Source organism: Selenomonas sp. oral taxon 137 str. F0430 (assembly GCF_000183625.1).
In the GTDB taxonomy this organism is placed as follows: Bacteria; Bacillota; Negativicutes; order Selenomonadales; family Selenomonadaceae; genus Centipeda; species Centipeda artemidis.
Map to the genome: position 1 here is coordinate 222,464 of NZ_AENV01000009.1, position 11,351 is coordinate 233,814.

Below are 11,351 nucleotides of genomic sequence, written 5' to 3' on the forward strand. Positions count from 1 at the left end.
TTCCTAAAACACTCTTCGCAGTATAACGGCAAACAAAAACCCTGTCAAGCATTTTTCTTGACAGGGTTTATTTTTTGCTTAGCGGCGGAATTTCTCCAGCGGCTCAGCGTGATCCGTCACGAACTCCACTGTCCCCATGTAGTCTCCCGCCGCGTCGTAGAGCGCCTGATAGTGGACGCGGATGGGACGCTCGCGGATATATCGGTGCACGATCATCTGCGTGCGCTTCTTCGCCTTGAAGTCCGCGATGAGGTTGCGCACCACGGGGATGATCTCGGGCGGATGGCAGTTCATCACATCGCGCCCGAGCGCCGACATGGGACGCGTAAATACCTGTCCCTCGTTGGTAAAGAAGCGTACCGTATCGTTCGCGTCGATGAATGTGATGTCCACGGGCAGCATTTTGAAAATTGCATTGAGCTGTTCCATCGACAGCTCGCCCGTCGGGAACTGGAGCTTGCCGTCGGCTGCGCCATCCGCAAGCCGCGCCGCCTCCTGATCGAGCCACGGCTGCGCCTGCTGCCATGGGGGGATGGCGACGCCGAACGAGACGCCCATATCCGGCAGGTCATGGTACATCCGATACCACTCAATCTCCGTAAAATAACGGAGGCTGAGTGGGAAAAGAATCTTCTCCTCCTTGAAAATCATCTCGCGGATTCGCTGCGTGAGGGCGCGCAGGCGTGCCTCATACATCGGCAAATTCTCCGAATCCTCCTTGAGCGCCTTTGTGATCATGCTGAGCTCGCGCTTCATCTCGTCGTCGATGCCCCACATGACCTGCGAGGGACCCGTGACGCCGTAGTCGTAGAGGATCGGCATCAGGAGCTCTTCCTTCTTGATATAGTGCATCCGCACATCGCCGAGGGCAAGTACATGCTCGAGCATCACGTCGGTGCGCTTCGCGCTGTCCAGCTCCGCCTCGATCGCATCGAGCAATGCGCCGAGCGCCGTGTTCTCCTCACGCAGGATCGAGAGCGGATGCCCTTCGGGCAGCGCATCAATGTCGTGGGGGTCGACGGAAGCCGCCTGCGCATGAATCTCATCGTGCGAGAGCGCCCCCGGAGGCGGTGCGGACGGCGTTCCGTGGAACAGCGCGGAATGCACATCGCAGAGACGCTGCACTTCGGTGATCGGCATCCCCTCCTTGATAAGCGTCTGCTCCGCATCCATGATCTCGTGTGCCTCGACATGGCTGAACTCCTCGACGAAATCCTTACGTACGGATTCCAAGTCCTCGCCGCCCGAGAGCCGCTCGATGAATCCGCGCAGGCGTCCCTGCCGTGTCTGCCGATCGTCGCCGATCACCGTAAAACCGTGTTCCTCAAACGTCGCAATGACCTTATTGAGGTCGACGCCCTTGACCGCCGCACCGCGCGGGATCGTCATGATGCGCCCCATCACATTGAGCGCCACATCGCTCGTAATCTCGCGGAACCCAACATCCGCCATGATCTGCCGAACCTCGGGATACTCTCCGACCAAATCGGCGACCGTCTTTTTCAGATCCAAGACCTTTTCCATCGTCAAACTCCTTATATTATCTCTTGTTATGAATCTAAACTATGTGCACATTATAGCGCAGCGTTCCGAAAAAGACTGTAACCTTTGCTACAGGAAATTAGTTCAATAAAATGAAATTCACGGGGATTTGCTTGCCATAATCTCCCCCCTACATTTTAGGCGCTAAATATAAAATAGCCGCAGCATCTGCACAAAATGCGGATGCCGCAGCCTTATTGTCGGTTTCGTTATTCTGCCGCAAGCCCGAAGCGCGTGATGCCTTCCTTGCGGAATTTATCCAGCAGCTCCATGACACCGCTGTAATTCATATCCCCGTCCGCACGCACGACAACGGCGAACTTCGGATTCTTTTGGCTCTCCGTATGCGCGCGTCGCAGGAGCGTCGCCTCATCGATCTGTTTATCCTCGAGCCAGAGCGTGCCGTCCTTGCGCACGGTGACGAGATAGGTAACGTTCAGCTGCGTCTGCGCGGTCTGCGCCTTCGGCAGGTTGACGTCCACGGTCTTGAGGTTCACCATGTAGAGCGTGCTCATGATGAAGAACACGAGCAGGAAAAACATGATGTCGATCATGGGGATGATCATGACCTCGGGCTTATTAAATGCCCTTCTGTCGCGCAGTCTCATGCCTCATCACCTTCCGCCTGTCCGTCCGCGTGAATGGAGGTCTCGAGAACACCCTTTACTCCCGCGGCGCGTGCAAGCTCAATGCGGTTGTTCTCGGCAACGGAGAAGCACATCTCCATGTCCGTAACGATGTTCTCAATGCGCTGTGAGAAGTATGCATGCACAGCGAGTGCAATGATGGCAACGCACAACCCCATTGCCGTGGCGATCAGAGCCTCGCCGACGCCGCCTGTGATGGCGGTCGGGTCACCCGCGTCGAGGTTGAACACGCTGAACGTCGAAATCATCCCGCTGATCGTGCCCAGCAGACCGAGCAGCGGCGCCATGGTAACGACGACGCTCAGATAATAGAGACGATTGCGGAATTTGGACAGCGCAATGCCGGACTGCACCTCCATGTAGGAATTCATCTTGCGCGAATTCTTGCTGTTCTTTGAAATTGCGCTGAACAGAATATCCGAAATAGAGCCGCGCTTTACCTCTGTCAGCTGCACGGCTTCTTTGAACTGCCCATTCGCAATATGGAGCATAAACGCGTGGGCAAAGCTCCGCCCCGCATCCGCCCCGGCGAAATAAAGCGCGCGCTCAATGGCGATAAATACGACAAAGATCGACGCCGCCAGCAGGAAGTACATAACCGTACCGCCCTGATGAAAAAAATGTATCCCCTGTGAAATATAATCCATAAATGCCACTTTTCCTTTCCGCCGTTCCTCCATGATGGCATCTGTGCCACCCCCGATTGCGTCACTATCTTACTATAATTTTGCATTTCCGTCAATGAAAACGGATTTCATTGCATATATACATCCAATGCATTTCACAACAAAATGGAAACTCCGGACATTTTATGCTATAATACTGACCTGTATTTAATGATGATACTTTCAAGGGGGCACACCGCAATGATAAAAGAAGCCATTCAAAAGATCGTGGATAAGAAGGATCTTTACTACGACGAAGCCTATGCCGTAATGAACGAGATCATGTCGGGAGAAACGTCCGCTGTGGAGAACGCCGCATATCTCGCTGCACTCTCGACCAAAAGCAGCGGCATGGAGACGATCGACGAGATCGCAGGCTCAGCTGCGGCGATGCGCAGCCATGCGGAACGCGTGCCACATGACGGCATGGAAGTCATCGACATCGTGGGAACAGGCGGCGATCACTCGGGCAGCATCAATGTCTCGACGACCGCCTCCTTCATCGCAGCGGCGGCGGGACTAAAGGTCTGCAAGCACGGCAACCGCGCCGCCTCGTCGAAATGCGGGACGGCGGACTGTCTTGAGGCGCTCGGCGTCGCCCTCGATCAGTCGCCTGAAAAGGTGCGTGAGGAGCTTGATACCGTCGGCATGGCATTTCTCTTTGCCCAGCGCTATCATCAGTCAATGAAATACGTCGGTGCGATCCGCCGCGAGCTCGGCATCCGCACAGTGTTCAACATCCTAGGTCCCCTGACGAACCCGTCGCATCCTGAGTGTATGCTCCTCGGCGTCTACGGCGAGCACCTGCTCCGCCCGCTCGCCCGCGTCCTGCCGACACTCGGTGTGAAGCGTGCACTCATCGTGCACGGCACGGACGGCATGGACGAGATCTCCATCGGTGCACCGACGAAGATCCGCGAGATTGTGAACGGTCGTGAAAGTGCCTACGAGATCACCCCCGAGGACTTTGGCATTCCCCTTGCGGATAAATCCGCCATCCGCGGCGGCTCTCCTGAGGAAAACGCCGCCGTGACGCGCGGCATTCTCGCAGGAGAGATCACGGACGCACGTGCGAACGTCTGCCTGCTCAACGCAGGGGCAGCCGTCTACATCTACGGCGCCGCGTCCTCGATTGCAGAAGGAATCGCAGCCGCACGGCAAACGATTGAAAACGGCAGTGCCGTGCGCAAACTCGAGGACTTTATCCGCCTTTCTAATTCATAAGGGGTCTTTCATCTATGCAGCTTTTGGAGCAAATCAGCAATTTTGTTTCCCGTTTTATGGCGGTATTTGTCATCGCCATCGCCGCCGTTGCCCTTTTTCAACCGTGGACATTCCTATGGACGGTGCCGTATATCACCATTCTCCTGGGCATTGTTATGTTCGGCATGGGCATGACGCTCCGTTTCGAGGATTTTCGGCTCGTATTGGAGCGTCCAAAAGACGTGCTTATCGGCACTGTCGCTCAGTTCGGCATCATGCCTCTCTTGGCGTGGATACTCGCACATGCTTTTTCCCTGCCGCCTGAGCTCGCCGCAGGCGTGATCCTCGTCGGCACCTGTCCCGGCGGCACCTCGTCCAACGTCATGACATATCTCGCACGCGGAGACGTCGCACTCTCCGTCTCCATGACGATGGCATCGACGATTCTCGCGCCGATCATGACACCGCTCCTCACACTTTGGCTCGCGGGACAATGGATCGATATTCCCGCCGGAAAAATGATGATTTCAATCGCGCAGGTCGTTATCGCCCCGATCGTTCTCGGACTTCTCATCAATCACTTCTTTGAGCGACCCGTACAAAAAGCGGTCAAGGTGCTCCCGCTCATCTCCGTCGTCGCCATTGTCCTCATCGTCGGCGCCGTTGTCTCGGCAAATGCGGGGCGCATCATGGAGACGGGCGCGCTTATCATGGTCGTCGTCATGTGCCACAACCTGCTCGGCTATGCGCTTGGCTTTAGCGTTGCAAAGCTCCTGCATATGGACATGGCAAAGGTCAAGGCGGTCTCCATTGAGGTCGGTATGCAGAACTCCGGACTCGCCGCCTCCCTCGCCCTCCTGCACTTCGGCGCGGCAGCCGCGATCCCCGGCGCGCTCTTCAGCGTATGGCACAACATCTCCGGCTCACTCGCCGCAAATTATCTTTCCTCAAAAATGAAAAAATCTCCACGCGAAAAAATATAATTGCTAAAATAAATATAGGGCTGTAACGAAACAGCGTTTTTCGTACTTTCGTTACAGCCCTTTTCTTGATACAAAAAAGAGACTGCTGCGTGAAGGTTATTTCCTCCACGTGGCAGTCTCTTGTTGTCTGAACCGCCTTTGTTTTAATGGTTGAACATGTTGCGCAGTGCCTGCTTGTTGACCTCGCGGTTGAGCTGTGCGAGATGCTGCGTGAGCTTGATGCCCTTCGGGCAAACGCGCTCACAATTCTGGCTGTTGCCGCAGCTCGTGATGCCTCCCTTCTCCATAAGGACGTTCAGACGCTTCGGCGCGTCGAACTTCCCGAGCGGGTGCATGTTAAAGAGCAGCGTCTGCGCCGTCGGCGCGGGGCCGATGAAGTCGGACTGCGGGCCGACGTTCGGGCACGCTTCGAGACAGCAGCCGCAGGTCATGCAGTGCGACAGCTCGTAGCAGGTCTCCGCCGTGTACGGGTTCTGAATCGGCGCCTCGCGGTTGTCCCACGAACCGTCGACCTCGATCCAACCGTGGATGCGCTTGAGGCTCTCGAACATAACCGTGCGGTCGATGAGCAGATCGCGGATGACCGGGAATGTGCGCGCAGGCTGGAGCCGAATCGGCTCCGTAAGATTGTCCACGAGCGCGCAGCACGCCTGTTGTGCCTTGCCGTTGATAACCATCATGCACGCGCCGCAGACCTTTTCGAGGCAGTTGCACTCCCACACGGGGGGCGGCACGCGCTTGCCGTCGATCGTCACGGGATTCTTCTGAATCTCCATGAGCGCCGCAACGACATTGAGACCGACGCGGTACTCAACTTCAAATTCCTGCGTATAAGGCTTTTCGGTAGGACCGTCCTGCCGCTCGACAATAAAACGTACTTTTCTCTGTTCTGCCATGGCTTCCGTCCTCCCTTACTCCTTCTTCGCAACGGCATAGTTGCGGGCGCGCGCCTTGATGAGCGAATGCTCGAAATCCATATAGCTGATGATCGGCTCTTCGGTCTGCGGATCGTAGTCCACAATCGTGGTCTTCATAAAGCGCTCATCGTCACGCCCGTAGAACATCAGCTCACCGTCCGCGTCCGTCTTGCGCTCGCCCTTGTCGTCGAGCAGGATCTTGGCGTGTGCGCCGCGGCTCTCGTCGCGGCAGCGTGCTGCCTTTGTGACCGCCATCGCGTACAGGATCATGTTGCGGAGCTGACGGACGAACATAACTTCCTGATTCGCCCATGTGCCGCGATCCGTCACGCCGATGTCGTCCCAGCGCTTCAGAATACCCTTGAGTTTTTCAAGGCAGATGTCGAGTCCCTTATTGTCGCGCTCGATGGACACATAATCGTACATGATCTCGCCCATCTCCTGATGAAGCTTGTGCGCGTTCTCGGGGCCGTCCATCGCACGGATCTTGTCAAACTCAGCGACGGCTTCAAGGCGTGCCGTCTCCATCTCGTCCTCGGTCAGCGCCGTGCCGAGCTCACCGCTGCGTGCCCAGCGCAGTGCCTCGGGTCCCGCGATATAGCCGGAATATGCCGCTGAGAGGAGCGAGTTCGCACCAAGACGGTTCGCGCCGTGGTACTGATGATCGCACTCGCCCGCCGCCATGAGGCCGGGGATGTTCGTGTGATGGTTGCGGTCAACCCAAATGCCGCCCATGGAATAGTGCACGGACGGGAATATCTCCATCGGCACTTTGCGCGGATCCTGACCGACGAACTCAGAGTACATCTCGAGAATGCCGCCGAGCTTGTGCTCGAGGTAGTCCGCAGGGATATGCGAAAGATCGAGGTAGACGCGGCGGTCATTGTTGACGCCGAGCCCCATATGAACGCAAACCTTGAAGATCGCGCGCGAAGCGACATCGCGCGGCACGAGGTTGCCGTACGCGGGGTACATCTCCTCGAGGAAGTACCACGGTTTTCCGTCCTTATACGTCCAAATCCGCCCGCCCTCACCGCGGCACGCCTCGGACATGAGGCGGTTCTTATCCGAGCCCGGAATCGCCGTCGGATGGATCTGGATGAACTCGGGATTGCCGATGTGCGCGCCCTGCTGATACGCGGAGGAGACCGCCGAGCCGTTGCAGATCGTGGACGCCGTGCAGCGGCCGAACACCTGCCCGGGGCCGCCCGTCGCGAGCATAACGACATCCCCCGGGAACGAACGAATCTCGTTCGAGTTCATATTCTGCGCGACGATGCCGCGGACGATGCCGTCCTTGTTCTTAATCGCGCGGATGTATTCCCAGAACTCATATTTTTTGACCTTGCCCTTGACCTCCCAGCGACGCACCTGTTCGTCGAGTGCGTAGAGGAGCTGTTGACCGGTCGTCGAGCCGGCAAACACGGTGCGCTTGTTCTTCTGTCCGCCGAAATTGCGCAGATCGAGCACGCCCTCGGAGGTACGCGTAAAGGGAACGCCCATGCGGTCAAACATCTTCACGAGACGCGGCGCCGCTTCGACCATGCCCTTGACGGCGAGCTGATCCGCGAGGAAGTCGCCGCCGTAAACGGTGTCGTCGAAGTGCTCATAGACGCTGTCGTGCTCGCCCTTCGTATCCATGCAGGCATTCATGCCGCCCTGCGCGCAGAGCGAGTGCGAACGCTTCACCGGGCAGTAGGAAAAGAGATCGACCGTGCCGCCGCCTTCGCAGACCTTCATCGCCGCCAGCAGTCCCGCAAGACCGCCGCCGATGATGATCACCTTATTTTCAGGTACTTTAGCCATTATTACTCTCCTTTGCTGCAGTTTTTACATGAAATAGCTGCCCATGAAGGCGAGCGTCACGAGACTCATCAGTGTGCAGAGTCCCATCGCCATCGCGTTGATGACCGCCTGTGCGCGCGGGCCTTTGGCGATGCCCCACGTCATGCAGAACGTCGAGATGCCGTTGCAGAAATGGAAGATCGCCGCGATCATGCCGAGCGTATAGAGCACCGTGTGGAGGATGGCGTAGTCGCCCGTCACAAAATAGGTGTAGAGGAGGTCATAATTGATATGCGTCCCCATCATGCCTTTCTCCCAGATGCGCATGTAACCGACATGCCAAATGAGGAACGGAATGAGAATCCATGCGGTGTAGCGCTGCAAAGCGAACTGCCAGTTGCGGACATAGCCATAGTTGCCGGGGTTGTTCTTTGCCTGCGCCGCGATGTAAATACCGTAGATTGCGTGAAAGAGGAGCGGTACTGCAATAGCAAAGATCTCGAGACCGTAGAAAATCGGCTTTGGAATCAGCTCCATCATCGCCAGCGAATCATTGAACGCCTTTGCGCCGCCGAGCACCGTCGAATTCGTGAAGACGTGCTCGAAGAGGAACACGCCGACGACGACGAGACCGACCAATGAATGCAGCCGCCGCATGTAAAAGGTTGTGTGGAACATTTCATACCTCCTAAATATAATATAGACCCAAATGATTTGTCATGCGCCAAACCATCACCGTCAACATGATGCGGATCTTGCAGCGCCCTATTCCTTGCGGTAGGGTTTCTGCCCGATCTCGTAGAAGTCGTTGCCCTCGGAGTCAATGACAACGATGCAGGGGAAATCCTCAACCGTCAGCTTAGCCACCGCCTCGGGGCCGAGTTCTGGGTAGCCGACCACCTCGTATTTCTTGACGGACTTTGCAATCAGCGCCGCTGCGCCGCCGACGGCGGCAAAGTAGGTGACGCCGTTCTTCTTCATCGACTCGACAACTTCCTTCGAGCGCGAGCCCTTACCGACCATGCCCTTGATGCCCTGCTCAAGCATCGTCGGCGTGTAGGCGTCCATGCGTCCGGAGGTCGTCGGCCCGCAGGAGCCGATCGGATCGCCCGGCTTTGCAGGCGTAGGGCCGAGATAGTAGACAATCTGATCGTGCCAGTCGACCGGCAGCGGCTCGCCCTTTGCGAGCGCTTCGGTCATCGCCTTGTGCGCCGCGTCGCGGGCACTGATGATCGTGCCCGTGATGAGCACGCTGTCGCCCGCCTTCAGTTTACGGGACATCTCCTCGGTAAAGGGCGTGGTAATGCGAATACTTTCCGCCATAGCGCGTTCCTCCCTCAAAAATACACAGACAAAAGGCGATTACAGCACGCGATGCGCATGGCGCAGGGCATGACAGCAGATCGTGACCGCAACGGGGAGACCCGCGATGTGCGTTGCGCCCCATTCGATATTGACGGCGAGCGCCGTCGTCGTCCCGCCAAGCTGGGGACCGATGCCCGTCTTGTTGATCTCCTCAAGCAGCTCGTTCTCGAGCCGCGCATACTCGGGCATCGGGTGACGCTCGTCGATGGAGCGCGTCAGCGCCTTCTTCGAGAGCAGCGCCGCCTGATCCATCGTGCCGCCGATGCCGATGCCGACGACCATCGGGGGGCACGGGTTCGGTCCCGCGTGGCGGATGATGTCCATGATCGCCTTCTTGACGCCCTCGACGCCGTCTGCGGGCACGAGCATCTTCACGCCGGACTTGTTCTCCGAGCCAAAGCCCTTCGGCGCGATCGTGATGTCGATCTTGTCTCCCGGGACGATCTTCGTGTAGATGATGCCCGGCGTATTGTTCTGCGTATTCTTTCGGTTGAACAGCGGTTCGGCAACGACGGATTTGCGCAGGTATCCGTCCGTATAGCCCTTTGCGATCCCCTCGTTGATCGCATCCTCGAGCAGACCGTCCGTGATGTGGAGATCCTGCCCGACCTCTGCAAACACGATGGTCATGCCCGTATCCTGACAGTACGGACGATCCTCTGCGCGCGCGATCTCCGCGTTGCTGATGATCTGGTCGAGAACGACCTTGCCGACGGGCGACTCCTCCGTCTCTCTTCCTTTCTTGAGCCCCTCGTACACATCATTTGGGAGGTAATACGCCGCTTCCATACACATCTCGGCGACGTTCTCCGTGATTGCTTTTGCGTTTAGCTCTCGCAAAATAATCCCTCCTATAAATATAACTTATACACAGGTTAGTTAGACTATAACATATTTTTTTCAGGCTTTCAAGGCTTTGAAAATCCGCGTCAAGCCTTGAAAAATCTGAATCTCATTCACTTTCTCTAAAGGCCGTGCACGTGAATGCAATCATGAATTTCATTATTTATTTTTAGTTTTATCACGCATAAAAATAGCAATCAATAAAAATATTTTTATTGATTGCTATTTATTTCGAATTATATATATAACTTCTATATCTTATCATCTATATTTCGTATAAAATCCTCTCTGAAAAAAAATTTTCATTCGATGCGAATGAGATTCACCCGGGGAGCTGTGCCTTCTTCCAAATCCATCAGCATGAAGGAGCCGCGCCGCTCGTCGCGCGGGCGTGCGATGCTGCCGGGATTGAGCACGGTGACGTCGCCGCGCTCCATATACGCAATGTGCGTATGCCCGTAGACAGCAATATCCGCGCCCGCCTCGCGCGCCGCGGCTGCAAAGCGCTCCGTCCCGTACTCCACGCGGAACAGGTGCCCGTGTGCGAGAAAGACGCGGTGTCCCGCAACATCGACGGAGGTCTCATGATACGCGCCGTCCTCATCGTAGTCGCAGTTGCCAAGGACGCATACGACGGGTTTTTCCGTCAGCAGCCGCAGCATCTCCGCATCCGCCGCGTGATCCCCCGCGTGCAGCCAAAGCTCCGCTTCCGCCGCGCCCGGCACGGCGAGCATATCCTCAAAGACGCGCACATTCCCATGACTGTCGCTGACCAGCCCGATCCTCATATTCCTCCGCCCCTTTCCACATCCTCACACATGATATTCACAAGCACATCACAAAATCCCGGCAAGCAGCTCCTTCATCTCGCGCAGCGCCGCCCCACGATGACTCACCGCGTGTTTTTCCGCAAGCGTCAGCTCCGCCATCGCCTTCCCGCGCGGCAGATAAAAATACGGATCGTAGCCAAATCCGCCCGTCCCGCGCGGCATGGGACGGATAAAGCCGCGGCAGACGCCCTCCGCCGTCAGCTCCCGCCCGTCCGCAAGAGTCAGCACGAGCGCGCAGCGATAGGATGCCGCTGCGTTCTCCTCCCCGCGCGCAGCAAGCTCCGAAACGAGTTTCGCATTGTTCGCCGTGTCGTCGCCATGCACGCCCGCATAGCGTGCCGAATAGACGCCCGGCGCGCCGTCGAGCGCATCCACGGCGAGCCCCGAGTCGTCCGCGAGCGCAGAGAGCCCCGTCTTTTCACGATAATAATACGCCTTGATGCGCGCATTCTCTAGGAACGTCGCGCCGTCTTCGACTGGTTCTCCAACCTCCGGCGCGTCCGGCAGCACCTCGTGCAGCCGAGAGAGCGGCACGAGACGCACGGGGAGCCCTTCGAACGCCTTCTCCATC

12 protein-coding genes are annotated in these 11,351 nt (G+C 57.1%); 2 read left to right on the forward strand and 10 right to left on the reverse strand.

The window, feature by feature from the left end:
• Nucleotides 1-78: 78 nt before the first annotated feature.
• The 3 genes from HMPREF9162_RS08275 to HMPREF9162_RS08285 form a co-directional block, all read right to left on the reverse strand.
• Nucleotides 79-1,524 (reverse strand): DUF438 domain-containing protein, encoded by a 1,446-nt coding sequence (locus HMPREF9162_RS08275; RefSeq protein WP_009752783.1) that lies wholly within the window; start codon nucleotides 1,522-1,524, stop codon nucleotides 79-81.
• Between the two features lie 227 nt (nucleotides 1,525-1,751).
• Nucleotides 1,752-2,150 carry a biopolymer transporter ExbD gene (locus HMPREF9162_RS08280; RefSeq protein ID WP_009350558.1) on the reverse strand — a complete coding sequence of 133 codons (399 nt, stop codon included), beginning with the start codon at nucleotides 2,148-2,150 and terminating at the stop codon, nucleotides 1,752-1,754.
• Complete coding sequence (locus tag HMPREF9162_RS08285; protein WP_026761921.1) at nucleotides 2,147-2,836, reverse strand: MotA/TolQ/ExbB proton channel family protein; 690 nt, start codon at nucleotides 2,834-2,836, stop codon at nucleotides 2,147-2,149. Before HMPREF9162_RS08285 ends, HMPREF9162_RS08280 begins: the two co-directional genes overlap by 4 nt.
• Before the next feature lie 219 nt (nucleotides 2,837-3,055).
• On the opposite strand from HMPREF9162_RS08285, the gene trpD reads away from it, so the two are divergent.
• Entirely contained in the window at nucleotides 3,056-4,078 is a 1,023-nt protein-coding gene (trpD, locus tag HMPREF9162_RS08290; RefSeq protein WP_009658273.1) for an anthranilate phosphoribosyltransferase, read from the forward strand.
• 14 nt (nucleotides 4,079-4,092) lie between these two features.
• Complete coding sequence (locus HMPREF9162_RS08295; protein WP_009752901.1) at nucleotides 4,093-5,040, forward strand: bile acid:sodium symporter family protein; 948 nt, start codon at nucleotides 4,093-4,095, stop codon at nucleotides 5,038-5,040.
• 143 nt (nucleotides 5,041-5,183) lie between these two features.
• On the opposite strand, the gene sdhB is transcribed toward HMPREF9162_RS08295, so the two are convergent.
• The 7 genes from sdhB to HMPREF9162_RS08330 all read right to left on the reverse strand — a co-directional run bounded on the left by sdhB (nucleotide 5,184) and on the right by HMPREF9162_RS08330 (nucleotide 11,350).
• Nucleotides 5,184-5,936 (reverse strand): succinate dehydrogenase iron-sulfur subunit, encoded by a 753-nt coding sequence (gene sdhB, locus HMPREF9162_RS08300; protein WP_009350553.1) that lies wholly within the window; start codon nucleotides 5,934-5,936, stop codon nucleotides 5,184-5,186.
• A 15-nt stretch (nucleotides 5,937-5,951) separates the two neighbouring features.
• Nucleotides 5,952-7,763 (reverse strand): succinate dehydrogenase flavoprotein subunit, encoded by a 1,812-nt coding sequence (gene sdhA / locus HMPREF9162_RS08305; protein WP_009350552.1) that lies wholly within the window; start codon nucleotides 7,761-7,763, stop codon nucleotides 5,952-5,954.
• Between the two features lie 24 nt (nucleotides 7,764-7,787).
• Nucleotides 7,788-8,420, reverse strand: coding sequence for a succinate dehydrogenase (locus HMPREF9162_RS08310; RefSeq protein WP_009350551.1), 633 nt, complete (start codon nucleotides 8,418-8,420; stop codon nucleotides 7,788-7,790).
• Nucleotides 8,421-8,507: 87 nt separating this feature from the next.
• The gene (locus HMPREF9162_RS08315) at nucleotides 8,508-9,065 is read right to left on the reverse strand and encodes a Fe-S-containing hydro-lyase (protein ID WP_009350550.1); all 558 of its coding nucleotides are present in this window, start codon (nucleotides 9,063-9,065) and stop codon (nucleotides 8,508-8,510) included.
• A 39-nt stretch (nucleotides 9,066-9,104) separates the two neighbouring features.
• Nucleotides 9,105-9,947: a fumarate hydratase gene (locus HMPREF9162_RS08320; RefSeq protein WP_009438948.1), complete on the reverse strand. Its 843-nt coding sequence runs from the start codon at nucleotides 9,945-9,947 to the stop codon at nucleotides 9,105-9,107.
• 305 nt (nucleotides 9,948-10,252) lie between these two features.
• Complete coding sequence (locus HMPREF9162_RS08325) at nucleotides 10,253-10,738, reverse strand: metallophosphoesterase (RefSeq protein ID WP_009658232.1); 486 nt, start codon at nucleotides 10,736-10,738, stop codon at nucleotides 10,253-10,255.
• Between the two features lie 48 nt (nucleotides 10,739-10,786).
• Nucleotides 10,787-11,350: a non-canonical purine NTP pyrophosphatase gene (locus HMPREF9162_RS08330; RefSeq protein ID WP_009752868.1), complete on the reverse strand. Its 564-nt coding sequence runs from the start codon at nucleotides 11,348-11,350 to the stop codon at nucleotides 10,787-10,789.
• Nucleotide 11,351 lies beyond the last annotated feature (1 nt).